We start from the raw sequence: 25,302 nt of genomic DNA, 5'->3' as shown, positions 1-25,302 counted from the left end.
GCGCCGAGATGGGGTGAACATCGGCTGGTTTGCATGAGAGAGATGCAGGTTGCGGAGTGCTGACGCGCGACAGAACGACGCGACGAATCAAGCGAAAAACATTGGTTCATTATCTGGTATCACCTCCACACCGCCCTGCGACAGGGTCGGCGACAAGCCAAAGCTATACATACCGGGCAACAGGCGCTACGCCGCTGCGAGATTCTGTAAATACAGACTGCTTAACCCGGCTGGAAGTGGCACCACAGGGCGATGCCCCGTGCGCTTTTTTAATGAGCCGCGCGCGGCGTTTTATACCGAGAAGCAGGGTAAAAAGCAAAATAAAAATGTGTGCGTTTGCGCGGTTGTCAGGAAAATTTGCCAGGCGGGTTTTCCCATAAATGCGACCGCCATCAAAAAAGGCTGGAAATGGGCTCAAGAATTGACCTAAAATAGCCATCCAGAAGTTAATCCGTCTATACTGATTAACACTCAGACTGCTCGTGTCGCTACCTGCGCGGCTTTGCGCTGATTATCCACCAAAGCCACATTACACAACAGTATGAGCTATCCGAATCGTCCACAGGTGAAATAAAATATGGCAAAACACCTTTTTACGTCTGAGTCCGTATCAGAAGGGCATCCTGACAAAATTGCTGACCAAATCTCTGATGCCGTGCTGGATGCGATCCTCGAGCAGGATCCGAAAGCGCGTGTCGCATGTGAAACCTATGTCAAAACCGGCATGGTGCTGGTAGGCGGCGAAATCACCACCAGCGCATGGGTTGATATCGAAGAGATCACCCGCAACACCGTCCGCGAAATTGGCTACGTGCATTCCGATATGGGCTTTGACGCCAACTCGTGTGCCGTTCTGAGCGCCATTGGTAAACAGTCTCCGGACATCAACCAGGGCGTCGACCGTGCCGACCCGCTGGAACAGGGCGCAGGCGACCAGGGTTTGATGTTTGGCTATGCGACCAACGAAACCGACGTGCTGATGCCGGCGCCGGTGACCTATGCTCACCGTCTGGTGCAGCGCCAGGCTGAAGTGCGTAAAAACGGCACCCTGCCGTGGCTGCGTCCGGATGCGAAAAGCCAGGTGACCTTCCAGTATGACGACGGCAAAATCGTCGGCATCGATGCGGTGGTTCTGTCCACGCAGCACGCGGAAGACATCGACCAGAAATCCCTGCAGGAAGCGGTGATGGAAGAGATCATCAAGCCGACCCTGCCGACCGAATGGCTGAACGCTTCGACCAAATTCTTCATCAACCCGACCGGACGTTTCGTTATCGGCGGCCCGATGGGCGACTGCGGTCTGACCGGTCGTAAGATCATCGTTGATACCTACGGCGGCATGGCTCGTCACGGCGGCGGCGCGTTCTCCGGTAAAGATCCGTCTAAAGTTGACCGTTCCGCAGCCTACGCGGCGCGCTATGTGGCGAAAAACATCGTTGCCGCGGGCCTGGCCGATCGTTGTGAAATTCAGGTCTCCTACGCTATCGGCGTCGCTGAACCGACTTCGATCATGGTGGAAACCTTCGGCACCGAGAAAGTGCCTTCTGAACAGCTGACCCTGCTGGTGCGCGAGTTCTTCGACCTGCGTCCGTACGGCCTGATTCAGATGCTGGACCTGCTGCACCCGATCTACAAAGAAACCGCGGCTTACGGTCACTTTGGTCGCGAGCATTTCCCATGGGAAAAAACCGACAAAGCGGCTCTGCTGCGCGAAGCGGCCGGTCTGAAATAACCCCTGCTTCCTCTCTTCAAGGCCAGCCTCACGCTGGCCTTTTTGTTTCCGTCTCCCTCCCCCCTGCGCTTCGCTTCAGCGAAACGCGGTAACGCGATGAAAGCGATTACATTATGATGACTGCCCCTTTGTTTCCATAACAGGCATAGCGTGCGGGTATTTTTCACAATGTTACATATTGTTTCGGTCAACTCTGATTACCGTTTTTCAAAATGTCGACTATCCTTGTATATACTGCTGATTTAAAAAGCATTTAATGGATTACGTTTCTTTACCTTTGTGTAAACGATTACACAGCCGTGACTATAATCACGTTTTTTTACCGTCGAGTGTCCTACCCTAACCATCGACAGAATCAATAACTCAACTGGAGGGCGTTATGCCTGACAACAAAAAACAAGGGCGTTCGAACAAGACTATGACGTTCTTCGTCTGTTTCCTCGCCGCGCTGGCTGGCCTGCTGTTCGGCCTTGATATCGGTGTTATTGCGGGTGCCTTACCCTTTATTGCCAATGAGTTCCAGATTTCAGCCCACACCCAGGAGTGGGTGGTCAGCTCCATGATGTTCGGGGCTGCCGTCGGTGCGGTCGGCAGCGGCTGGCTCTCCTTCAAACTGGGCCGTAAAAAAAGCCTGATGATCGGCGCCATCCTCTTTGTCGCCGGCTCTCTGTTCTCCGCTGCCGCGCCAAACGTCGAGATCCTGCTGGTTTCCCGCGTGCTGCTGGGCCTGGCGGTGGGCGTCGCTTCATACACGGCTCCGCTGTATCTGTCGGAAATCGCGCCAGAGAAAATCCGCGGCAGTATGATTTCGATGTACCAGCTGATGATCACCATCGGGATCCTCGGTGCCTATCTCTCTGACACCGCTTTCAGCTACAGCGGCGCGTGGCGCTGGATGCTCGGCGTGATCATTATTCCGGCGGTATTGCTGCTGATCGGCGTTATCTTCCTGCCGGACAGCCCGCGCTGGTTCGCCGCCAAACGTCGTTTCGTCGATGCCGAACGCGTGCTGCTGCGCCTGCGCGATACCAGCGCCGAAGCGAAACGTGAGCTCGACGAAATCCGCGAAAGCCTGAAGGTGAAACAGTCCGGCTGGTCGCTGTTCAAAGACAACAGTAACTTCCGCCGCGCGGTGTTCCTCGGTATTCTGCTGCAGGTGATGCAGCAGTTCACCGGCATGAACGTCATCATGTACTACGCACCGAAGATTTTTGAACTGGCGGGCTATGCCAACACCACCGAGCAGATGTGGGGGACGGTGATCGTCGGTCTGACCAACGTGCTGGCCACCTTTATCGCTATCGGTCTGGTCGACCGCTGGGGCCGTAAACCAACGCTGATCCTCGGCTTTATCGTGATGGCCGCGGGCATGGGCGTGCTGGGTAGCATGATGCACATCGGCATTCACTCCTCTACCGCGCAGTACATCGCCGTCCTGATGCTGCTGATGTTCATCGTCGGTTTCGCCATGAGCGCCGGTCCGCTGATTTGGGTACTGTGTTCCGAAATCCAGCCGCTGAAAGGCCGCGACTTCGGCATCACCTGCTCCACAGCGACCAACTGGATTGCCAATATGATTGTCGGCGCCACCTTCCTGACCATGCTCAACTCGCTGGGCAGCGCCAATACCTTCTGGGTGTACGGCGGTCTGAACGTGCTGTTTATCCTGCTGACTATCTGGCTGATTCCGGAAACCAAAAACGTCTCGCTGGAACATATTGAACGTAACCTGATGCAGGGTCGTCCGCTGCGTGAAATCGGCGCCCGCGACTAACCCGCCTGAGCTTCCTCCCCTCCCGGGAGGAAGCTTCCTCTTGCTCTCCCCCGCCCGTCGCACTATCCTCTGGCGCTATGAAAACACCCCGTATTCCCATCGCTATTCAGCAGGCCGTGATGCGCAGCCTGCGGGAGCATCTCGCCAAAGCGAACCTCAAACTGGAACGCCGCTACGCTGAGCCGACGCTGGTCTACCAGCAGCGCGGTACCTCCGCCGGCACCGCCTGGCTGGAGAAAAACGAAATTCGTTTAAATCCGGTGCTGCTGCTGGAAAATCAGCAGGAGTTTATCGATGAAGTGGTGCCGCACGAGCTGGCGCACCTGCTGGTCTGGCAGCACTTTGGCCGCGTCGCGCCGCACGGTAAAGAGTGGAAATGGATGATGGAGAACGTCCTTGGCGTTCCCGCGCGTCGCACTCACCGTTTTGAACTCGATTCGGTCCGCCAGAACACCTTCCCCTACCGCTGTCGCTGTCAGCAGCATCAGCTCACCGTCCGTCGCCATAACCGGGTGGTGCGCGGCGAGGCCACCTACCGCTGCGTTCACTGCGGCGATCTGCTGGTGGCTGAAAAATAACCATCAGAATTTATTAGAAACTTTCTGATCTGACTGATTGCATCCAGCACCCTCATTCGCTACGTTGCGGGCTCGTTTTGACACGGAGTTAACGATGTCCCGTATGCATATTTTAGCCGTTGCGGTATTGAGCACGGCAGTCAGTGGCCCGCTCGCGGCCGCCGGTATTAATAGTTTTTCCCAGGCCAAGGCCGCTGGCGTCAAAGTGAACGCCGACGTTCCGGGCGACTTTTATTGCGGCTGTAAAATCGACTGGCAGGGTAAAAAAGGCGTTATCGATCTGGAATCTTGCGGCTATAAAGTGCGTAAAAATGAGAACCGCGCCAGCCGGGTTGAATGGGAACACGTGGTGCCGGCGTGGCAGTTCGGCCATCAGCGCCAGTGCTGGCAGGAAGGCGGGCGGCAAAACTGCGCCAAAGATCCGGAGTACCGCAAGATGGAAAGCGATATGCACAACCTGCAGCCGGCGGTAGGGGAAGTCAATGGCGATCGCGGCAACTTTATGTACAGCCAGTGGAACGGCGGTGAAGGCCAGTACGGCCAGTGCACCATGAAGGTCGATTTTAAAGATAAAGTCGCCGAGCCCCCTGCCCGCGCCCGCGGCGCTATCGCCCGCACCTACTTCTATATGCGCGACCGCTACCAGCTGAATCTTTCCCGCCAGCAAACTCAATTGTTTACCGCCTGGGATAAACAGTACCCGGTCACCGCCTGGGAATGTGAGCGCGATGAGCGCATCGCGAAAGTGCAGGGCAACCATAATCCGTATGTCCAGCAGGCTTGCCAGGCGCAAAAGAGCTAACCTACACTAGCGGCAATTGTTAATTTGCAGCCCTGTGCTTCCCGCCCGGTGGCGGGAAGCTGGCATCTGCGCAACGAACGGAATATCAAGCATGCGCATTCCTCGCATCCATCATCCAGAACGCCTCACTGTCGGCAGCCAGATTGCGCTGAGCGATGACGCGGCCAACCACGTCGGTCGCGTCCTGCGCATGACCGCAGGTCAGCACCTACAGCTTTTTGACGGCAGTAACCAGGTATTTGACGCCGTCATCACCGAGGCCGGCAAGAAAAATGTCACGGTTGAAGTGCTCAGCGGCGAACCCGACGATCGTGAATCGCCGCTGCATATTCACTTAGGCCAGGTGATGTCGCGCGGTGAAAAAATGGAATTTACTATCCAGAAATCGATCGAACTCGGGGTAAGCCTCATAACGCCACTGTTTTCCGAGCGCTGCGGCGTTAAACTGGACGCCGAACGTTTGCAGAAGAAGATCCAGCAGTGGCAGAAAATCGCTATTGCCGCCTGCGAACAGAGCGGTCGTAATGTGGTACCGGAAATACGTCCGGCCATGCAGCTGGAAGAGTGGTGCGCCGAGCAGGACAGCGGGATGAAGCTCAACCTGCACCCGCGCGCCAGCGCCAGCATTAATACGCTGCCGCTACCGGTTGAACGCGTCCGTTTGCTGATTGGTCCGGAAGGTGGGCTATCGGCAGAAGAGATAGCGATGACCGCGCAATACCAGTTTACTGATATCCTGTTGGGACCGCGCGTTCTGCGTACAGAGACTACTGCGCTCACCGCCATCACCGCCCTGCAGGTGCGTTTTGGCGACTTAGGTTGAGGCGTTAACGGAGAAGAACCATGATCAAGCTCGGCATCGTGATGGATCCCATCGCAACCATCAACATCAAGAAAGACACCAGCTTCGCTATGTTGCTGGAAGCGCAACGTCGCGGCTATGAACTCCATTATATGGAGATGAACGACCTCTATTTGATCAACGGCGAAGCCCGCGCCCGTACGCGCACGCTGAGCGTCGAACAGAACTACGATAAATGGTATGACTTCACCGGTGAGCAGGATCTGCCGCTGGCCGATCTTGACGTTATTTTGATGCGTAAAGATCCGCCGTTCGATACCGAATTTATTTATGCCACCTACATCCTGGAGCGGGCGGAAGAGAAAGGCACGCTTATCGTCAACAAGCCGCAGAGCCTGCGCGACTGTAACGAGAAACTGTTCACCGCCTGGTTCTCAGAACTGACGCCGGAAACGCTGGTCACCCGCAATAAAGCCCAGCTGAAGGCCTTCTGGGAAAAACACGGCGATATCATCATGAAACCGCTCGACGGCATGGGCGGTGCCTCTATTTTCCGCGTCAAAGCCGGCGATCCGAACCTTGGCGTGATCACGGAGACCCTGACCGAGCTCGGCAGCCGCTACTGCATGGCGCAGAACTATCTGCCCGCCATTAAAGACGGCGACAAGCGCGTGCTGGTGGTGGACGGCGAGCCGGTGCCTTACTGCCTGGCGCGTATTCCGCAGGGCGGCGAGACCCGCGGCAACCTGGCCGCCGGCGGCCGTGGCGAAGCTCGCCCGTTGACCGAAAGCGACTGGGAAATTGCCCGCCGCGTCGGCCCGACGCTGAAAGCCAAAGGTCTTATCTTCGTCGGCCTGGATATCATCGGCGACCGTCTGACGGAAATTAACGTCACCAGCCCCACCTGCGTGCGTGAGATTGAAGCCGCCTTCCCGGATATTTCGATCACCGGCATGCTGATGGACGCTATCGAAAGACGTATCACCAAATAAACACCAGGGCGGATAAACGTCCGCTCATGGCGCAGCGAGCGCGGTTGACCGCGCTCGTGAAACGCCGCCAGCCAGGCGCCACTCGGGCGCCAGCCAGATAAAGTGCATCGACACTATTCTACTTTGCCCGCATACTGGGTGTTGCTTTTTGAACCAGGAACAGAACCTCTGACAATGAATTTACAGCATCACTTTCTGATTGCCATGCCTGCGCTTCAGGACCCGATTTTCCGCCGCTCCGTGGTCTATATCTGCGAGTATAACGACGAGGGAGCCATGGGCATTATTATCAATAAGCCGCTGGAAAATCTGCAGGTGGAAGGGATCCTTGAGAAGCTCAAGATTGTTCCGGAGCCGCGCAATCCGGAGATCCGTCTGGATAAACCGGTGATGCTGGGCGGCCCGCTGGCGGAAGACCGCGGTTTTATTCTGCATACCCCGCCCTCTGACTTCTCCTCGAGTATCCGCATTTCGGATAACACAGTAGTCACCACCTCGCGGGATGTTCTTGAAACCTTAGGTACCGACAGACAGCCGGGCAACGTACTGGTTGCGCTGGGCTACTCCTCATGGGAGAAAGGACAACTGGAGCAGGAGATTTTAGATAATGCCTGGCTCACCGCCCCTGCCGACCAGAATATTCTCTTCCGCACGCCCATCGCCGATCGCTGGCGCGAGGCGGCTAAACTGATTGGTATCGACATTGTGACGATGCCTGGCGTCGCGGGGCATGCATGATGAGCGGAACCTTTCTCGGCTTTGATTTCGGCACCAAAAGCATCGGCGTGGCGGTGGGGCAACGCATCACCGCAACCGCGCGACCTTTACCGGCGCTGAAGGCGCAGGACGGTAAACCGGACTGGAATGTCATCGAAAAACTGCTCAAAGAGTGGCAGCCTGAGGCGGTGATCGTTGGCCTGCCGCTGAATATGGACGGCACCGAGCAACCGCTGACGGCGCGCGCGCGGAATTTCGCCAATAAAATTCATGGCCGCTTTGGCGTCGCGATCGTCCTTCACGATGAACGTCTGAGTACGGTGGAGGCTCGGGCAGGCTTATTTGAACACGGCGGCTACCGGGCGCTGAATAAAGGTAGCGTTGATTCGGCCTCAGCCGTGGTCATTCTGGAAAGCTACTTCGAGCAGAGCTTTTAGGCTCTGCTCTCCTGCGCCGCCGGCAAATGGCTGACGGCGCGCTTCCGACCGCTTAGTGGCGCAGATGTTCGTTCGCCCAGCTCACCGCTTGAGTGCGATTCTTCACGCTCAGTTTACGAAACACATTGTACAGGTGCGTACGCACCGTGTTCTCGCTGATAAACAGGGCACGGGCAATATCCAGATTCGTCGCCCCACAGCGCAGCTCGTTGAGGATCTCACATTCCCGCTCGGTGAGTGGCGAGTTCTCAACGGGCGCCGATGCATGGTCCGCAGCGTACATCGCCGGGTGCATCACGCTCAATTCAGCCGTCTGTTCGCCGTTCAGTACGGCCTTAACGCCCTCAATTAAGCGCGATTCATCATCGTCATGGCGGAACACGCCATATAAAGCCGGCCACTGCGCCATTTCGTATAACTCATACTTTTGTGCGCTATTAATAATCAACAAACGAGGATTATCTGCCTGCAGTCGAATAATGTCTCGCCATACCCCATTTAATTTCTTATTTGACACTGCGATATCAAATAATATTACAGAATCTTTCGCCAGGCGTTGTGCCAGTGGTTTATTAATATTTTGTAAAACCACTGGTGCCATCAGGGTTTCGCTCAGATAGCTGGCAAAAGCTTTGCTCTGAATTGACGGATGGGTAATAAATGTGACCTGACGAGAAGATGATGAATTTCCATTTAAATTAATCACTTAAAACTCTCCTTAGCTGCTACCCACCGCCATGGTGGTTAAATGAATAAAAAAATATACAAACAGTCGTGAATTTATAAATAGCCTTGGCAATTTACAAATTGAAACGTTATTCCATGAGAATCATCCTATTCCCGTAAACAGCATAAATCGAACACCTCAAAGCTGTCAAAAGGTAATCAAACTTTTTTCCTGGAAATGCGTATTCACTGTCGATATATCGCAACTGAATGTGTTATTTGAATTTATTCATAGTGATTATTTGTATTACCAAATAATATAAAGAAACAGCAATCAAACATTCAGTTAACATATCATTTAACCCGCCCTGCCTGCTTCACGCTGCTCTTATAGTTCGCCTGCGGCGACACGTTGCTGAAAACTCTGCGTAAATGTCAGCATTCCGGCCTGCATCCCGGTCTGCATTATGCCGGGCAACTGATGCACTTTTCCTTCACGGATCAAGTTAGCTACTGCGGGGGTATTGACCAAAAGCTCGTATAGCGCAACTCTGCCGCCCTGACGTGCAGGCAACAATTTTTGCGCCAGCACCGCGCACAGGCTTCCGGCCAGCTGACTACGAACCTGATCTTTCTCCTCTGCCGGAAAGACATCGATCAATCTCTCCACCGCCGGCGCCGCGCCGCGGGTATGTAATGTCGCCATTACCAGATGTCCGGTCTCCGCAGCCGTTAACGCCAGACGAATGGTTTCGCTGTCGCGTAGCTCCCCGAGCAGGATCACATCCGGATCCTGGCGCAGCGCCACGCGGAGCGCCGCGGCGAACGAAGGACAATGACGGCCAATCTCCCGCTGCTGGATCAGGCAGCGCTCGCTGTGATGGATAAACTCCACCGGGTCCTCCAGGGTCAGAATATGGCCATCAAGACGCTGGTTGAGATGCCCCACCATCGCCGCCAGGGTGGTCGACTTGCCGCTGCCCGTCGCTCCGGTGACCAACAGCAAACCACTCTCTTCCGCCAGCAGCTCGCTCAGCGCAGGCGGGGCGCCCAGCGTCTCCAGACGCGGGCACTGTTCAGGCAGAAGGCGTAGCACCAGCGATATTCCACGCGTATGGGCGAAAGCGCTGGCGCGCAGCCGCAAACCGCAGGCCAGGGTCAGCGCAAAGTCAATCTGGCCCTGTTCCTGCCAATGCTGTAACTGTGCGGCATCAAGCCAGCAGTTGAGTAAATCCGGGATATCCGGCGCGGGAAACGGGGCGGGCTCCAGCTTGCCCTGCCGCCGCCAGCGCGGTGCGGCGGAATTGCACAGGTGTAGATCGGAGACATTATGCTTTACACTAAGGGCTACGATTTCTTCCAGCTTCATAACTCATCCTCGGAATATGAACGATATTGCGCATAACCTGGCACAGGTCCGGGACAAAATCTCCGGTGCCGCCGCTCGTTGCGGGCGTGCGCCAGAAGAAGTGACATTGCTTGCAGTGAGTAAAACGAAACCTGCGAGCGCGATCGAAGAAGCCATCGCGGCAGGCCAGCGGGCATTTGGTGAAAACTACGTCCAGGAGGGCGTGGAGAAGATTAACCATTTCCAGCAGGCCGGCATCAGTGGACTACAGTGGCACTTTATTGGCCCCCTGCAGTCCAACAAAAGCCGGTTGGTGGCAGAGCATTTTGACTGGTGCCACACCGTCGATCGGCTGAAAATCGCCACCCGCCTGAACGAACAGCGCCCGGCGCATCTGCCGCCGCTGAAGGTGCTGATTCAAATCAACATTAGCGATGAGCAGAGCAAATCCGGCATCCCGCTGGAAGCGCTCGATGGATTAGCGGCAGAGATCGCTGAGTTACCTCATCTGGAGCTGCGCGGTCTGATGGCCATCCCCGCGCCTGAGTCAGAATATGTAAGGCAGTTTGCCGTCGCCCAGCAAATGGCGGTAGCATTTGCGCGATTAAAAACGCGGTACCCCACGGTCGATACGTTGTCTCTGGGAATGTCGGACGATATGGAAGCCGCAATCGCGGCGGGAAGCACGATGGTGCGCATCGGTACAGCTATTTTTGGTGCGCGCGACTATAGCAAATAATAAGGAATCTGAGGAACGCCATGAAGACGTTGACTTTCCTGCTTTCAACGGTCATTGAGCTTTACACGATGGTCGTGTTGTTACGCGTCTGGATGCAGTGGGCGCGCTGCGACTTTTACAACCCGTTTTCGCAGTTTGTGGTGAAGGCCACGCAGCCGATTGTCGGGCCGCTGCGCCGGATTATCCCGGCGATGGGGCCGATTGACAGCGCCTCGCTGCTGGTGGCATTTATTCTCTGCGTCATCAAAGCGATCGTGCTGTTTATGGTGATCACTTTCCAGCCGATCATCTGGATCTCCGCCCTGCTTATTCTGCTGAAAACCATCGGCTCGTTGATCTTCTGGGTGCTGCTGTTGATGGCGATCATGAGCTGGGTCAGCCAGGGCCGCAGCCCGGTAGAGTATGTGCTGATGCAGCTGGCGGACCCGCTGCTGCGCCCTATCCGCAACCTGCTGCCGTCGATGGGCGGTATCGATTTCTCACCGATGGTACTGGTGCTGCTGCTGTACGTGATTAATATGGGCGTCGCCGAAGTGCTGCAGGCCACCGGTAACGTGCTGCTGCCGGGGCTGTGGATGGCGCTATGAGTGCCGTTGAAACCTGCGCTGAGGGGCTGGTGCTGAGGCTGTACATTCAGCCGAAGGCCAGCCGCGATAGCATCGTGGGCGTACATGGCGACGAGCTTAAAGTCGCCATTACCGCCCCGCCCGTTGATGGCCAGGCCAATGCCCACCTGGTGAAATTTCTCGCCAAACAGTTCCGCGTCGCCAAATGCCAGGTACTGATTGAAAAAGGCGAGCTGGGTCGCCATAAGCAAGTTAAAATCATCGCCCCACAACAGATCCCGACTGCGGTCGCGGCGCTAACTGAATAAACAGGATTCATCATGCAAAAAGTCGTCCTCGCGACCGGCAACGCCGGTAAAGTGCGCGAACTGGCCTCGCTGCTGGAAGATTTTGGTCTCGATATCGTCGCTCAGACCGAGCTGGGCGTGGACTCTGCGGAAGAGACCGGCCTGACCTTTATTGAAAACGCGATTCTGAAAGCGCGTCATGCGGCACAGATCACCGGCCTGCCGGCCATCGCTGACGATTCCGGTCTGGCCGTCGATGCGCTTGGCGGCGCGCCGGGTATTTACTCCGCCCGCTATTCCGGCGTCGACGCCACCGACCAGCAGAATCTTGAGAAGCTGCTCGACGCGTTAAAGGACGTGCCGGACGACCAGCGTCAGGCGCAGTTCCACTGTGTGCTGGTCTATCTGCGCCATGCCGAAGATCCCACGCCGCTGGTATGCCACGGCAGCTGGCCTGGGATAATCACCCGACAAGCCGCCGGTACGGGTGGCTTCGGCTACGACCCGATATTCTTCGTCCCGTCCGAAGGGAAAACCGCGGCCGAACTGAGCCGTGAAGAAAAGAGTGCGATTTCCCATCGTGGGCAAGCGCTAAAACTGTTACTGGAAGCATTACGTAATGGCTAATTTGCCGCCGCTGAGTCTCTATATTCATATTCCCTGGTGCGTGCAGAAATGCCCGTACTGCGACTTTAATTCGCATGCGCTGAAAGGCGAGGTGCCGCATGACGATTACGTCCAGCATCTGCTAAACGACCTGCAGGCCGATGCGCAATATGCTCAGGGACGGAAAATAGGCACTATTTTTATCGGCGGCGGTACGCCAAGCCTGCTGTCCGGCCCGGCCATGCAAACCCTGCTGGATGGCGTCCGCGCCTGCCTGCCGCTGGCCGCCGGGGCGGAAATCACCATGGAAGCCAACCCGGGCACCGTGGAGGCCGATCGCTTCGTTGATTACCAGCGCGCCGGGGTGAACCGTATCTCCATCGGCGTACAAAGCTTTAGCGAACCGAAGCTGCAGCGCCTGGGGCGGATCCACGGTCCGGAGGAGGCCAAGCGCGCAGCACGTCTCGCCAGCGGCCTCGGCCTGCGCAGCTTCAATCTCGACCTGATGCACGGTCTGCCGGACCAGTCGCTGGAGGAGGCGCTGGACGATCTGCGTCAGGCGATTGCCCTCAACCCGCCGCACCTGTCGTGGTACCAGCTGACCATTGAGCCGAACACCTTGTTCGGCTCCCGGCCGCCGGTGCTGCCGGATGACGACGCGCTATGGGATATTTTCGAGCAGGGGCATCAGCTGCTGAGCGCCGCCGGCTATCAGCAGTACGAGACGTCCGCCTACGCCAAACCGGGTTTCCAGTGTCAGCATAATCTCAACTACTGGCGCTTTGGCGACTACCTCGGCATCGGCTGCGGCGCGCACGGTAAGATAACCTTCCCTGACGGACGCATTCTGCGGACCGCCAAAACCCGCCACCCGCGCGGGTATATGGAAGGCCGTTACCTCGAGCGTCAGCATGATGTGGAAGAGGCGGATAAACCGTTTGAGTTCTTTATGAACCGTTTCCGCCTGCTGGAGGCCGCGCCGCGCGCAGAATTTAGCCGCTATACCGGTCTTGATGAAGCGGCGATCCGCCCGCAGCTGGACGCGGCGATAGCCCAGGGCTATCTGCAGGAAGACGAGCAGAACTGGCAGATTACCGAGCACGGTAAGCTGTTTTTGAATTCCCTGCTCGAGTTATTTCTGAACGAGTAAACGCAGAGGCGGTCCTGCCGGAAAGCGGACCGCCATGTCATTATTTCAGCGAGCCAACCAGCGATTTCCTGCTATCCTCCAGCGAGACCACCCGGCTGCAGACGTCCTTACCAAACTGCTGGAAATCGGCCTCCTGGTTTTTCCATTCATCCTGAATCGCCGTTTGCAGGCCGCCGAGGCTGCCGAGAATGCCCTGCAGCGGGTTGCCGCCGCCTTTGAGCACTGCTTTCGCGCCCATCTCGTTAATACTGTCCTGCAGAATGCCGCCCATCGCCTGATTCACCAGCTGCTGACCATCGGCACGTACCTGGTCGATAGCTTTATAGTGGAAGGTCAGGCCATCGCTGCGGCGCTCAATGATGCGGTTCATCTGTTCTTTCAGCTGCGCATCCAGCTTGGTCAGGCGACCATGCATGCTGCTGTTGGCGCCAACCTGTTCGGTAATGATTTTATCCAGCGCCTTGCGGCCTTTTTCGACTCGCGAGCGCGCGCCTTCGTCAATCCACGGCAGGCTGCTGCGCAGACTGGCCTGATAGTCCTGCGCCTGCTCGCGCTGGGCGGCGCTCAGAGTATAGGTTTTACCGTTAAAGGTCAGGTTGCCATCCGGTTTTATCACCAGATTGCCGTTTTCCCCTTTCACCTGCACCTGCTGCGGGCTGAGGATCACATCGTCACGCGGCGTGACGCTACACTGGTAGTCCGCATGGGCAGACAAAGCGGTGACGGAGAGCGCCACCGCCAGCAGCGTTTTACGCATCATAAAACTCCCTTAAGACAAAACGGGCCGGCAGTTGCCGACCCTTGTCAAACTTAGTCCCACCAGACGTCAAAAAGTTCGCTGGTGCGCACATCCTCTAACTTACGCGCTTCCAGCCATTGGCGTACGATGGCCTGATGCTCTTCGGTGCACTTACCGATCTCCTGCATGCAGATGAGCCCTTCCCAGGAGAGATAGCCGCTACCGTCGAAGGCCAGCTTGTTCGGCTCAATCACCTCTTCGATCAGATCGTTGACCGTCTGGTCGATCTGCTCTTCGGTGGTCCCTTCCGGGAAACGCCAGGCGACGGAGAAGCCTAACTCCTGAAACTCATCGATATGCATTTTTTTACGCAGACGACGGCTACGATTCTTGGCCATTATTTCACCCTCTCGAACATTAAGTCCCATACGCCGTGGCCGAGACGATGGCCACGCTGTTCAAATTTGGTTACCGGGCGCGATTCCGGGCGCGGTACGTAATCGTTGCTTGCCGACTGGTTACGATAGCCTTCCAGCGAGGACATCACTTCCAGCATATGCACGGCATAGGCTTCCCAGTCGGTCGCCATATGGAAGACGCCGCCGAGTTTCAGTTTGCTTTTGACCAGCTCAGCGAAAGGCGGCTGCACGATACGACGTTTATTATGACGCGCTTTATGCCACGGGTCAGGGAAAAACAGCTGCACCATATTCAGTGAGTTATCCGGGATCATGGTATGCAGCACTTCCACCGCATCGTGACACATCACGCGCAGATTTTGCACACCTTCTTCTTCAGCAGAAGCCAGACAGGCGCCAACGCCCGGGGAGTGCACTTCAATGCCGAGGAAATTCTGTTCCGGTTTGGCTTTCGCCATCGCCACCAGCGAAGCCCCCATGCCGAAACCAATTTCTAGTGTGACCGGCGCGTCGCGGCCAAACAGGGCAGCGAAATCGAGTGGCGCATCGTTGAATTCAACGCCCATCACCGGCCAAATGTTATCCAGCGCATGCTGCTGCCCTTTCGTCAGGCGCCCCTGGCGACGGACGAAGCTACGAATACGGCGCAGCGGGCGACCGTTTTCATCGAATTCCGGAGAAATGACGTCGTTTTTCATAAAAGTTAAGTCTGCTTGTGAATGTGTTCGGAAAACGGGCATTATCCAAAGTTACCCGGCGGATGCAAGGGTTTACAGCCACTCGCCCTTGTGCTGCAATCTGCCACCCTGTAATCGCGATTCCGGAGCCGTAGCTTTGACTTTTCTCGCCGCGCAATTTTCAGCCCAGGTCCTGGACTGGTACGACAAATACGGGCGTAAAACCCTGCCCTGGCAAATCGCCAAGACGCCCTACAAAGTATGGCTCTCCGAAGTGATGTTGCAACAAACCCAGGTCACCACCGTTATTCCCTATTTTGAACGCTTTATGGCGCGTTTCCCAACGGTTGTTGATTTAGCCAACGCGCCGCTGGATGAAGTACTGCATCTGTGGACCGGCCTTGGCTACTACGCGCGGGCGCGCAATTTACATAAAGCCGCCCAGCAGGTGGCGACACAGCATGGCGGCATCTTCCCGCAATCCTTTGAGGAAGTGGCCGCGCTGCCCGGCGTCGGGCGTTCAACGGCTGGGGCGATTTTGTCGCTTTCGCTCGGTCAGCATTATCCGATTCTCGACGGCAACGTGAAGCGCGTGCTCGCCCGCTGCTATGCTGTCAGCGGCTGGCCGGGAAAAAAAGAGGTCGAAAAACGGCTGTGGGATATCAGCGAAGAGGTGACCCCGGCGCAAGGGGTAGAACGCTTCAACCAGGCGATGATGGATCTCGGGGCGATGGTTTGCACCCGCTCGAAGCCGAAGTGCGAGCTGTGCCCGTTGAGCAATGGCTGCGTGGCCTACGCGAATCATTCATGGGCGGAATATCCGGGTAAAAAACCGAAGCAGACCATCCCGGAACGCACCGGCTATTTCCTGCTGATGCAGCACGGCGACGAGGTGTTTCTCTCCCAGCGTCCGCCGGTGGGTTTGTGGGGCGGACTATTCTGTTTTCCGCAGTTTGCAGACGAAGCGGAGCTGCGCGAGTGGCTGGCGCAGCGTCAGATAAAGGCCGATAATCTGACGCAATTAACCGCCTTTCGCCACACTTTCAGCCATTTCCACCTGGATATTGTGCCGATGTGGCTTACAGTGCACTCATCTGGCGCATGCATGGATGAAGGCAACGCACTCTGGTATAACTTAGCGCAGCCGCCGTCGGTCGGACTGGCGGCCCCCGTGGAGCGCTTGTTGCAACAGTTAAAAGCCGGAACGCCGGTATAAATTTTTCGGCTATCAAAGAGGAGTGATTATGAGCAGAACCATTTTTTGTACTTTCCTGCAGCGTGAAGCGGACGGCCAGGATTTCCAGCTCTATCCGGGCGAACTCGGGAAGCGCATTTACAACGAAATCTCCAAAGAAGCCTGGGCGCAGTGGCAGCACAAGCAGACCATGCTGATCAACGAGAAAAAACTCAGCATGATGAACCCGGAGCACCGCAAGCTGCTGGAGCAGGAGATGGTGCAGTTCCTGTTTGAAGGGAAAGACGTGCATATCGAAGGCTACACGCCGCCGGAAAAACAGTAAGGGCCCTGCGGCCTTTTAAAAACAAACACAACACGCACGCCCGGAATGATGAAAAAATACTTAGCGCTCGCGCTGATTGCGCCGTTGCTCGTTTCGTGTTCCAGCTCCAATAAAAAAGGCACCGAATACAACGAGGCCTGGGTCAAGGACACGAACGGATTCGATATCCTGATGGGCCAGTTTGCCCATAACATCGAGAACATTTGGGGGTATAACGAAGTCCTGCTCGCCGGGCCGAAGGACTACGTTAAATATACCGATCAATATCAAACCCGCAGCCACATCAACTTTGATGCCGGGACGATCACCGTCGAGACCATCGCGGGCACCGATCCGCGCGGACGACTGCGCCAGGCGATCATCAAAACGCTGCTGATGGGCGATGACCCCAACTCCATTGACCTCTATTCCGACGTCGATGATATTCAGATCTCCAAAGAGCCGTTCCTCTATGGTCAGGTGGTGGATAACACCGGCGCGTCGATTCGCTGGGAGTGGCGCGCCGCGCGCTACGCCGATTATTTGCTGCAAACCCGCCTCAAGAGCCGCAACAATGGCCTGCGCGTGATCTACAGCATCACCATCAACCTGGTACCAAACCACCTCGACAAACGTGCGCATAAATACCTCGGCATGGTGCGCCAGGCCTCGCGTAAATACGGCGTTGATGAGTCGCTGATCCTTGCGATTATGCAAACAGAATCATCGTTTAACCCCTATGCGGTGAGCCACGCAGATGCCATGGGGCTGATGCAGGTCGTCCAGCACAGCGCGGGGAAAGACGTCTTCCGTTCGCAGGGCAAATCCGGCCTGCCGAGCCGCAGCTATCTGTTTGACCCGGCGAATAACATCGATACCGGCACCGCTTATCTGGCGATGCTGAACAATGTTTATCTCGCCGGCATCGATAACCCCACCTCGCGTCGCTACGCGGTGATCACCGCCTATAACGGCGGCGCCGGCAGCGTACTGCGCGTGTTCTCCAGCGATAAAGTCCAGGCGGCGAACATCATTAACAGCATGGCGCCAGGCGACGTCTACCAGACGCTCACCACCCGCCATCCGTCGGCCGAATCGCGCCGGTATCTGTATAAAGTTAACACTGCGCAGAAAAGCTATCGCCGCAAATAACCCCCCTCTCTTACAGGCCCGGACATCGCACTGGGCCTCTCTTTTTTATAGGACATACTTCGTAATATCTTTTCGATTTTCTGCGGCAGTTAACAGAAGCTTCTCACCCCTGAATGATAGAATCGCATCAAAATAACGGTGGTTATGTTATTTAATAAACATAACAAGCCCACATTCGTGAGGATAAATACATGAATCTTAAGCTGCAGCTAAAAATACTGTCGTTCCTGCAGTTCTGCCTTTGGGGGAGCTGGCTGACCACGCTCGGCTCGTACATGTTTGTCACGCTGAAGTTTGACGGCGCGGCAATCGGCGCAGTGTATAGCTCGCTCGGCATCGCCGCCGTCCTGATGCCAACGCTGCTCGGCATCGTCGCCGATAAATGGATCAGCGCCAAATGGGTATACGCCATCTGCCACCTGGTCGGCGCGTTAACGCTGTATCTGGCGGCGCAGGTCACCACGCCGGGCGAGATGTTCCTTGTGATCCTCCTCAACTCGCTGGCCTATATGCCGACGCTGGGGCTGATTAACACCATCTCTTACTATCGCCTGCAGTCGGCGGGGCTGGATATCGTCACCGATTTCCCGCCAATTCGTATCTGGGGCACCATCGGCTTTATCCTCGCCATGTGGGGCGTCAGCTTCTCGGGCTTCGAACTGAGCCATATGCAGTTGTACATTGGCGCGACGCTGTCGGTCTTGCTGGCGCTGTTCACCCTGACGCTGCCGCATATTCCGGTCGCCAACGCCCAGCGCAATCAAAGCTGGACGGAGATGCTGGGGCTTAACGCCTTTGCGCTGTTTAAAAACAAGCGCATGGCTATCTTCTTTATCTTCTCGATGATGCTCGGTGCCGAACTGCAAATCACCAATATGTTCGGCAACACCTTCCTGCATAGCTTCGATAAAGATCCGCTGTTTGCCGGCAGCTTTATCGTCGAGCACGCGTCAGTGCTGATGTCGATTTCGCAGATCTCCGAAACGCTGTTTATCCTGACCATCCCGTTCTTCCTTAGCCGCTACGGCATTAAGAACGTGATGCTGATTAGTATCGTGGCGTGGATGCTGCGCTTCGGCCTGTTCGCCTTTGGCGACCCGACACCGTTCGGCACTGTACTACTGGTGCTGTCGATGATCGTCTACGGCTGCGCCTTCGACTTCTTCAACATCTCCGGTTCGGTGTTCGTTGAGAAAGAGGTTCGTCCGGAAATCCGCGCCAGCGCCCAGGGAATGTTCCTGATGATGACCAACGGCTTCGGCTGTATTCTTGGCGGGATGGTGAGCGGCAAAGTGGTTGAGCACTTTACCGTCGAGGGGATCACTGACTGGCAAAGCGTGTGGCTGATTTTCGCCGGTTATTCGCTGGTGCTGGCCTTTGCCTTCGTGGCGCTGTTCAAATACAAACACGTCAGACAACCGACCGCCGCCCAGCAGAGCGCGTGATCGTCAAAAGCAAAACGCCCCGCCTGTTCAGCGGGGCGTTTTTTTATCCCTTCAGCACGTAGCCATACAGCCGCTTAATGCCATCCGGATCCGTCTCGCTGTAAACCCCCTGCAGCTCCGGTGAGAAGCCCGGCAGCATATTGACCCCCTCCTCCAGCGCGAGGAAATAGCGCAGTACTGCCCCGCCCCAGATCTCGCCGGGCACCACGCATAATACCCCCGGCGGATAGGGCAGCGCCCCTTCAGCCGCGACGCGGCCTTCCGCTTCGCTCAGACGCACCAGCTCCACGTTGCCGCGGATAAATTCGCGGTTAGCATCCTGCGGATTCATCACCACGCGCGGGAAGCTCCGTTTACGGAACATCTCCTTTTGCAGGCTCTTCACATCAAAGCTGACGTACAGATCGTGCATCTCCTGGCACAGCTCGCGGAGTGTGTAATCGCGATAGCGCACCGGATATTTGTTGTAGATGGTCGGCAGCACGTCAGCCAGCGGCGTATCCGACTCAATATGCTGTTCGAACTGCCCCAGCATCGCCACCAGCTGCGCCATTTTTTCGGCGCTCTCCGCCGGCGTCAGCAGGAACAGAATCGAGTTGAGATCGCACTTCTCCGGCACGATGCCATTTTCACGCAGATAATGCGCCAGAATGGTTGCCGGGATGCCAAACTCACTGTACTCCCCACTTTCAGCGTCAATGCCCGGGGTGGTCAGCAACAGCTTGCATGGGTCGACAAAATACTGGTCGTCCGCATAGCCCTCAAAACCATGCCAGCGCGCGTCGGGTTCGAAGCTGAAGAAGCGACGCTCCCGGGCGATCGCCTCGGTCGGGTGATCCTGCCATGGACGCCCCGCCACCACTGGCGGAATAAAGGGCTGGATCATCTTGCAGTTAGCGATGATCGCTTTCCGCGCCTCAATGCCCAGCGCCACACACTCGGCCCACAGGCGGCGGCCGCTCTCACCTTCATGAATTTTGGCGTTGACGTCCAGCGCGGCAAACAGCGGATAGAACGGGCTGGTGGAGGCATGCAGCATAAAGGCGTTATTCAGCCGCTTGTGCGGACAGAAACGCGCCTGGCCGCGCAGATGGTTATCCTTTTTATGGATCTGCGACGTCTGTGAGAAGCCGGCCTGCTGCTTGTGCACGGACTGGGTGACAAAAATACCCGGATCGTCCGGGGTCAGCTCCAGCAGCAGCGGCGAGCAGTCGGCCATCATCGGGATAAACTGCTCATAGCCCACCCACGCCGAGTCGAACAGGATGTAATCGCAGAGGTGGCCTATTTTATCCACCACCTGGCGGGCGTTATAGACCGTGCCGTCGTAGGTCCCCAGCTGGATCACCGCCAGACGAAACGGGCGGGAGGCATTGGCTTTCTCAGGCGCCGCTTCGCGGATGAGATCCCGCAGGTAATGCTCATCAAAGCAGCGCTCGTCAATGCCGCCGATAAAACCGAACGGATTGCGCGCGGCTTCAAGATAGACCGGCGTCGCCCCCGCCTGAATCAGCGCCCCGTGATGGTTTGACTTGTGGTTGTTACGATCGAACAGCACCAGATCGCCGCGGGTCAACAGCGCATTGGTCACGACTTTGTTGGCCGCCGAGGTGCCGTTGAGGACGAAGTAGGTTTTATCCGCATTGAACACTTTCGCAGCGAACTTCTGCGCGTGCTTGGCCGACCCTTCGTGGATCAGCAGATCGCCTAATTTCACATCGGCGTTGCACATGTCGGCGCGAAAGACATTTTCGCCAAAAAAGTCATAGAACTGACGGCCTGCAGGGTGCTTTTTGAAAAACGCCCCGTGCTGATGCCCCGGACAGGCAAAAGTGCTGTTATCCATCTCAACGTACTGGGTCAGAGTATTGAAAAACGGCGGCAGCAGACGCGCTTCGTAATCACAGGCCGCCGCCTCCAGCTCCAGCCACTCCTGATCTTTACCGGCGATCACCGCCTGCACCCCCTCTGGCCTCTCGACCGCCGTCTCACTCAGCAGGTAGACCGGCAGATTAAATCCGCTGCGTCTGAGGAGAGCAAGGATGCCGCTGCGACTGTCCGCCGCGGTGATGACGACTGCCGCCACATCGGTAAAATCGGTACTGTCCAGCGCCACAACGCGACGGTGGGTGGACAAGCGGGTGACCAGCTCGCAGCTGGCGGCAATGTGCATGGATTTCATAAGCGCAAATGCCCGTATCGGGAGTGTAAAAATCTCAGACAAGGAAACCTTGCCCAACGATGTGTCCGGGTCTGACGGATTTCAGCTCCGACCGCCGGACATCAGTAAAAGCAGACGCGTCCGATCTTACTGTTGCCCTACAGTGAGCATACGTGTCCTTCACCGCATGGTGAACAGAGGAGTAAGCGTAGCAAGATGAGGCAGCCCGCGCATCTGTGCGCGACGTCGCTGGCGAGATAATGGCAGTGTCGTCATCGGCGGCCTCATATCAGGGAGGAGAAAATTCGCGCAATCATGGCACCTTTCCCGAACAGGCGCAAGATGAAAACCGTATGCACTTATATCACGGATACACAAGCTTTCACGGCGGGTTAACGTCATAATAATGCGGTTATCAGGGATATTTAACAGGAGTCAGCGTGGTTACAGGACCTTTTATTAACGCCAGCGCGGTGCTGGTCGGCGGTGTGCTGGGCGCCTTGCTCAGTCAACGGTTGCCGGAACGGATCCGCACATCAATGACCTCAATTTTTGGCCTGGCGTCATTAGGCATCGGCATTTTACTGGTCATTAAGTGCGCCAATCTGCCAGTGATGGTGCTGTCGACCCTGGTGGGGACGCTGCTCGGCGAAATATGCAATATGGAAAAAGGCATCAATACGCTGGTCAGTAAGCTCCAGCAGTTGATGTCAGCGAAAGGCAAGAAAAAGGCTTCGGCTCATGAGTCTTATATTCAGAGCTATGTGGCGATTATCGTCCTGTTCTGCGCCAGCGGCACCGGCGTCTTCGGCGCCATGCGCGAAGGGATGACTGGCGACGCCAGCATTCTGATTGCTAAAGCGTTTCTCGACTTTTTCACTGCCACCATTTTCGCCTGCACCCTGGGCATTGCCGTCGCCGCCATCAGCGTGCCGATGCTGCTCATCCAGCTGACTCTTGCGGCCTGCGCGGCGATCATTATGCCGCTTACTACCCCGATGATGCTGGCGGATTTCAGCGCCGTCGGCGGTATGCTGCTGGTGGCCACCGGGCTGCGCATCTGCGGGATAAAAATGTTTGCGGTGGTGAATATGCTGCCTGCGCTGGTGCTGGCGATGCCAATTTCAGCGGCCTGGACGCTGTTTTTTGCCTGAAGACGCGTGCTTTTAGCGCAATGTGGTGATAGATTGTTCAGTCTGCTGCAAAACAGATAAATTTCGTTGACGAGGCGCGGCGATTACGGTTTAATGCGCCCCGTTGCCCGGATAGCTCAGTCGGTAGAGCAGGGGATTGAAAATCCCCGTGTCCTTGGTTCGATTCCGAGTCCGGGCACCACTTATTCAGAGAACCCAGCCTATGGCTGGGTTTTTGCTTTTCTACGACCGGACTCTCCATCGAACTCCATTCGATTATTCGCCGCACAGCGGCTCACCCCTTCGGGGCCAGCGCGACACGCGCGCTGTTCAACGCCTGCGGCGTTAGTCCGAGTCCGGGCACCACTTATTCAGAGAACCCAGCCTATGGCTGGGTTTTTGCTTTTCTACGGCCGGACTCTCCATCGAACTGCGTTCGATTATTCGCCGCACAGCGGCTCACCCCTTCGGGGCCAGCGCGGCACGCCCGCTGTTCAACGCCTGCGGCGTTAGTCCGAGTTCGGGCACTCAAATACCGATACCACCATCCGGAATACCAAGTCTGGCAATACGCCTTACAAGCCCAGCGACGCGCAGTGTCTGGACCTGCTGATTAAACCTAACGGATGAAAACTCTGGCAGCTCAAGTACCACTTTGGCGGCAAGGAGGAGAAGTTGGCGTTCAGGGCTTATTGACTGCTCTTCTGCCTTCAGAACAGCACTCTCCTTTTGAAACAGTCAGAGATACCAATCACTGCATGCGCCAATTGCCGGCCCAGATTCTCGGTTGGACAGAGCAGCCCCGAAAACAAGACGCCCCACATTCAGACGCAATGAGGAACCACTAAACGCTGAGGCCTAAGACAGAAATTAACAGGGTCACTTATTAGAAATCCCTGCAACTAATTCTATCGATGTATACAATTTTTTACTGACATCAATATTCTTGTATACCATGATATGTATGGTCTAAAATAAATCCACATTAGAATGAAACGTCAGTCCAGGAGAATTAATGTCTGTTGCCGCTCTGGCCCGCCAGCGGGTTCACCGTATGAAGCGTGGCATCCCCTTTTCCATCAGCGGATTTTATTCGCTGGGAAGCCGTGCGTCGGTACAACAGGCAATGAGTCGTCTGGTCAAAGAAGGCCTGCTGGTCCGGGTCGAACGAGGCTTCTACTCCCGGCCAAAACCGTTGAAAAATCTTCCATCCGTAAACATAGTCACTAGTGCCAATGAGGTTGCCGCCGCATGGGCAAAAGAACGCGGTTACAAAATCACCCTTCAGGGACTGGAAGCCGCTTACCGGTTAGGGCTGCAAACGCAGGCACCGGTTAAACGTATCTACTGGTCAAACGGCCCTACGCGAGAGTTTCGTGTCGGCAATGAGCTGGTCCGGATCCAGCACAAATCAGCAAGCCGGTTACGTTGGCTGAACCGACCTGAAGGAGAGCTGATGCGTGGTTTGTTGAGTCTGGATCAGCAACATACTCCACCGGAAACGCTGAAGAATGCTTTTCATCGGCTCCGCATCCCGTCCGCTAAAGCGCGACAGATTGCCGGAAAGTTAATGAATGAGCCTGCGCTTCACGCCTGGCGCTCGCAGCTTATAGCGTTGCAAAAGGCGCTCTGATGAACATTTTTGATTACTACCGGAACGCATCACAACGTAGCGAGCTTCAGGAAATCCTCTCTTACGCGGCGCAGCAGCATCCCTCCGGGCTGGGAGCCAGTTTTCTGGAAAAGGATCTCTGGGTAACGGAGATCCTTCGACTGCTTTTTAATGAGGATTTGCTGGGAGAATTATCTGTCGCGTTTAAAGGTGGAACGGCGTTAAGCAAATGCTGGAACGTGATTGAGCGTTTTTCTGAAGATATCGATCTTTCTGTTCACTGGGCCGATCTGGCAGGTCACTCAGAAGAGGAAGAACAGCAGGCATGGGAGCAAAGCACGCTAAATAACAGCCAGAATCGTCGGTTCAGAGAGCAGCAGCAAGAGCGCTTAACAGAATGGACAAACGCGCTGGCAGAACGGTTAAACCAACGCTTTCAGATTTATAATATTTCAGGCCTTGAAGCAAAAATGGAACCCGACAGCGGTGGCGAAAAAGTCGATATCTATTTCCCACGGGTGAAAGAAGACAGTATGGCCTATCAGCGCGATCATATTCTGTTGGAATTTGGCGGACGAAATCGTGGCAAGCCAACCGATCTGATGCCTGTTGTAAGTTATCTGTCCGGGATTGCAGGCATGGATACACTCCAGTTACCCACCGCGACCGTAAACGCTTATGACACCGGTTATATTCTTTGGGAAAAGCTGACGGCGCTGCACCAGTTCTGCACGCAAACCAAAGCGCCAAATCCGGCCCGACTGGCACGCCACTGGTATGATGTGGACTGCCTGCTGCGTAATCATTTTGCCAACCCCTATGAAACGCTGGAAGCCATGCGCAATGTGGTCGAGATGAAGCAACGTCGCTGGTCCGTGCCGGGCGTGGATTTTACTCAGGTCATTGTCGGAAACCTGCAACTGTTGCCTGACGATGCTGAACGATTCGCCGCAATCGCCGGGGATCATCAAACGGCAGTGGAAGGGGGAATGTTCTTTAGTGAGCCTGATGGATTTGCTGACATTGCCGATCGCCTTCGTCATGCGCAAGATGAAATCAATCGTTTTATGCGTGATTCACAGGTATACCCTGACCCTGCCAATTGATCCCCCAGACATATGACATAATCCTTTTGAATAACAGGGTTTTTATGCTTGTACTCCAGCCCATTCGCGGTATCATTTTACGATCTCTCTTCCAGTTTTATGCTTACCGCCTTTGCCGCTCGTAGAACAATGCCGGGAAGCATTATCAGCGATTAAGGGCACG

General features: G+C 55.9%; 27 protein-coding genes and 1 tRNA gene. 21 read left to right on the top strand and 7 right to left on the bottom strand.

The annotated features are described in order from the left end of the window. Positions 1-163: 163 nt before the first annotated feature. Positions 164-439, bottom strand: coding sequence for a hypothetical protein (locus FHW76_RS26550; protein WP_136047534.1), 276 nt, complete (start codon positions 437-439; stop codon positions 164-166). Between the two features lie 138 nt (positions 440-577). On the opposite strand from FHW76_RS26550, the gene metK reads away from it, so the two are divergent. The 8 genes from metK to ruvX all read left to right on the top strand — a co-directional run bounded on the left by metK (position 578) and on the right by ruvX (position 7,834). Further along, a complete protein-coding gene (gene metK / locus FHW76_RS24080; protein ID WP_008806457.1) occupies positions 578-1,732 on the top strand; it encodes a methionine adenosyltransferase in 1,155 nt (384 codons plus the stop codon). Between the two features lie 379 nt (positions 1,733-2,111). Then, positions 2,112-3,506, top strand: coding sequence for a sugar porter family MFS transporter (locus tag FHW76_RS24075; protein ID WP_008806458.1), 1,395 nt, complete (start codon positions 2,112-2,114; stop codon positions 3,504-3,506). A gap of 77 nt (positions 3,507-3,583) precedes the next feature. Beyond that, positions 3,584-4,084, top strand: coding sequence for a SprT family zinc-dependent metalloprotease (locus tag FHW76_RS24070; protein WP_008806459.1), 501 nt, complete (start codon positions 3,584-3,586; stop codon positions 4,082-4,084). Positions 4,085-4,178: 94 nt separating this feature from the next. Then, positions 4,179-4,886 carry a deoxyribonuclease I gene (endA, locus tag FHW76_RS24065; protein WP_008806460.1) on the top strand — a complete coding sequence of 236 codons (708 nt, stop codon included), beginning with the start codon at positions 4,179-4,181 and terminating at the stop codon, positions 4,884-4,886. A 91-nt stretch (positions 4,887-4,977) separates the two neighbouring features. Next, entirely contained in the window at positions 4,978-5,709 is a 732-nt protein-coding gene (gene rsmE, locus FHW76_RS24060) for a 16S rRNA (uracil(1498)-N(3))-methyltransferase (protein ID WP_008806461.1), read from the top strand. A gap of 20 nt (positions 5,710-5,729) precedes the next feature. After that, positions 5,730-6,680 carry a glutathione synthase gene (gene gshB / locus FHW76_RS24055; protein WP_008806462.1) on the top strand — a complete coding sequence of 317 codons (951 nt, stop codon included), beginning with the start codon at positions 5,730-5,732 and terminating at the stop codon, positions 6,678-6,680. Between the two features lie 174 nt (positions 6,681-6,854). After that, positions 6,855-7,418, top strand: coding sequence for a YqgE/AlgH family protein (locus tag FHW76_RS24050; RefSeq protein WP_012540566.1), 564 nt, complete (start codon positions 6,855-6,857; stop codon positions 7,416-7,418). Further along, on the top strand, positions 7,418-7,834 hold the full coding sequence (ruvX, locus tag FHW76_RS24045) for a Holliday junction resolvase RuvX (RefSeq protein ID WP_012540565.1): 417 nt from the start codon (positions 7,418-7,420) through the stop codon (positions 7,832-7,834). The genes FHW76_RS24050 and ruvX overlap by 1 nt, the downstream gene beginning before the upstream one ends. A gap of 52 nt (positions 7,835-7,886) precedes the next feature. Here ruvX and FHW76_RS24040 read toward each other — a convergent pair whose 3' ends face one another. Continuing rightward, the gene (locus FHW76_RS24040) at positions 7,887-8,540 is read right to left on the bottom strand and encodes a LuxR family transcriptional regulator (protein WP_004205179.1); all 654 of its coding nucleotides are present in this window, start codon (positions 8,538-8,540) and stop codon (positions 7,887-7,889) included. A gap of 348 nt (positions 8,541-8,888) precedes the next feature. Continuing rightward, a complete protein-coding gene (locus FHW76_RS24035) occupies positions 8,889-9,869 on the bottom strand; it encodes a type IV pilus twitching motility protein PilT (RefSeq protein WP_012540564.1) in 981 nt (326 codons plus the stop codon). A gap of 16 nt (positions 9,870-9,885) precedes the next feature. Between FHW76_RS24035 and FHW76_RS24030 the strand changes: the two genes are divergently transcribed. Genes FHW76_RS24030 through hemW form a run of 5 tightly spaced genes read left to right on the top strand, consistent with a single transcriptional unit; the run spans position 9,886 to position 13,196 of the window. Further along, complete coding sequence (locus tag FHW76_RS24030) at positions 9,886-10,587, top strand: YggS family pyridoxal phosphate-dependent enzyme (protein WP_023298214.1); 702 nt, start codon at positions 9,886-9,888, stop codon at positions 10,585-10,587. Positions 10,588-10,607: 20 nt separating this feature from the next. Then, on the top strand, positions 10,608-11,174 hold the full coding sequence (locus tag FHW76_RS24025) for a YggT family protein (protein ID WP_004205182.1): 567 nt from the start codon (positions 10,608-10,610) through the stop codon (positions 11,172-11,174). Beyond that, positions 11,171-11,461, top strand: a complete 291-nt coding sequence (gene yggU, locus FHW76_RS24020) for a DUF167 family protein YggU (RefSeq protein WP_023298216.1) — start codon at positions 11,171-11,173, stop codon at positions 11,459-11,461. Before FHW76_RS24025 ends, yggU begins: the two co-directional genes overlap by 4 nt. Positions 11,462-11,473: 12 nt before the next feature. Next, positions 11,474-12,067 carry an XTP/dITP diphosphatase gene (locus FHW76_RS24015; RefSeq protein ID WP_008806469.1) on the top strand — a complete coding sequence of 198 codons (594 nt, stop codon included), beginning with the start codon at positions 11,474-11,476 and terminating at the stop codon, positions 12,065-12,067. Further along, on the top strand, positions 12,060-13,196 hold the full coding sequence (hemW, locus tag FHW76_RS24010) for a radical SAM family heme chaperone HemW (protein ID WP_023298217.1): 1,137 nt from the start codon (positions 12,060-12,062) through the stop codon (positions 13,194-13,196). Before FHW76_RS24015 ends, hemW begins: the two co-directional genes overlap by 8 nt. Before the next feature lie 40 nt (positions 13,197-13,236). On the opposite strand, the gene FHW76_RS24005 is transcribed toward hemW, so the two are convergent. The 3 genes from FHW76_RS24005 to trmB are packed head-to-tail and all read right to left on the bottom strand — an operon-like array spanning position 13,237 to position 15,052. Then, the gene (locus tag FHW76_RS24005; RefSeq protein WP_008806471.1) at positions 13,237-13,956 is read right to left on the bottom strand and encodes a DUF2884 domain-containing protein; all 720 of its coding nucleotides are present in this window, start codon (positions 13,954-13,956) and stop codon (positions 13,237-13,239) included. A 50-nt stretch (positions 13,957-14,006) separates the two neighbouring features. Beyond that, complete coding sequence (locus FHW76_RS24000; RefSeq protein ID WP_012967224.1) at positions 14,007-14,333, bottom strand: YggL family protein; 327 nt, start codon at positions 14,331-14,333, stop codon at positions 14,007-14,009. After that, a complete protein-coding gene (trmB, locus tag FHW76_RS23995) occupies positions 14,333-15,052 on the bottom strand; it encodes a tRNA (guanosine(46)-N7)-methyltransferase TrmB (RefSeq protein WP_002916627.1) in 720 nt (239 codons plus the stop codon). Before trmB ends, FHW76_RS24000 begins: the two co-directional genes overlap by 1 nt. A gap of 136 nt (positions 15,053-15,188) precedes the next feature. Between trmB and mutY the strand changes: the two genes are divergently transcribed. From mutY to FHW76_RS23975, 4 genes are all read left to right on the top strand, one after another. Then, entirely contained in the window at positions 15,189-16,247 is a 1,059-nt protein-coding gene (mutY, locus tag FHW76_RS23990) for an A/G-specific adenine glycosylase (protein ID WP_008806473.1), read from the top strand. A gap of 28 nt (positions 16,248-16,275) precedes the next feature. Then, the gene (locus tag FHW76_RS23985) at positions 16,276-16,551 is read left to right on the top strand and encodes an oxidative damage protection protein (RefSeq protein WP_004105744.1); all 276 of its coding nucleotides are present in this window, start codon (positions 16,276-16,278) and stop codon (positions 16,549-16,551) included. Between the two features lie 48 nt (positions 16,552-16,599). After that, a complete protein-coding gene (gene mltC / locus FHW76_RS23980; RefSeq protein ID WP_012540557.1) occupies positions 16,600-17,682 on the top strand; it encodes a membrane-bound lytic murein transglycosylase MltC in 1,083 nt (360 codons plus the stop codon). 191 nt (positions 17,683-17,873) lie between these two features. Then, the gene (locus FHW76_RS23975) at positions 17,874-19,127 is read left to right on the top strand and encodes a nucleoside permease (protein WP_008806476.1); all 1,254 of its coding nucleotides are present in this window, start codon (positions 17,874-17,876) and stop codon (positions 19,125-19,127) included. Between the two features lie 43 nt (positions 19,128-19,170). Here FHW76_RS23975 and FHW76_RS23970 read toward each other — a convergent pair whose 3' ends face one another. Further along, positions 19,171-21,309 carry an ornithine decarboxylase gene (locus tag FHW76_RS23970; protein WP_008806477.1) on the bottom strand — a complete coding sequence of 713 codons (2,139 nt, stop codon included), beginning with the start codon at positions 21,307-21,309 and terminating at the stop codon, positions 19,171-19,173. 419 nt (positions 21,310-21,728) lie between these two features. Between FHW76_RS23970 and FHW76_RS23965 the strand changes: the two genes are divergently transcribed. The 4 genes from FHW76_RS23965 (at position 21,729) to FHW76_RS23950 (ending at position 25,139) form a co-directional block, all read left to right on the top strand. Next, a complete protein-coding gene (locus FHW76_RS23965; protein WP_008806478.1) occupies positions 21,729-22,442 on the top strand; it encodes a DUF554 domain-containing protein in 714 nt (237 codons plus the stop codon). Positions 22,443-22,547: 105 nt separating this feature from the next. After that, a tRNA-Phe gene (locus tag FHW76_RS23960) sits at positions 22,548-22,623 on the top strand. Between the two features lie 813 nt (positions 22,624-23,436). Next, entirely contained in the window at positions 23,437-24,054 is a 618-nt protein-coding gene (locus FHW76_RS23955) for a DUF6088 family protein (protein ID WP_183477047.1), read from the top strand. Continuing rightward, complete coding sequence (locus tag FHW76_RS23950; RefSeq protein ID WP_087499156.1) at positions 24,054-25,139, top strand: nucleotidyl transferase AbiEii/AbiGii toxin family protein; 1,086 nt, start codon at positions 24,054-24,056, stop codon at positions 25,137-25,139. The genes FHW76_RS23955 and FHW76_RS23950 overlap by 1 nt, the downstream gene beginning before the upstream one ends. Positions 25,140-25,302: the final 163 nt, after the last annotated feature.

This window comes from Klebsiella sp. RC2, from assembly GCF_014192815.1.
GTDB lineage: Bacteria > Pseudomonadota > Gammaproteobacteria > Enterobacterales > Enterobacteriaceae > Klebsiella > Klebsiella variicola.
This window is presented reverse-complemented; position numbering and strand designations above follow the sequence as displayed.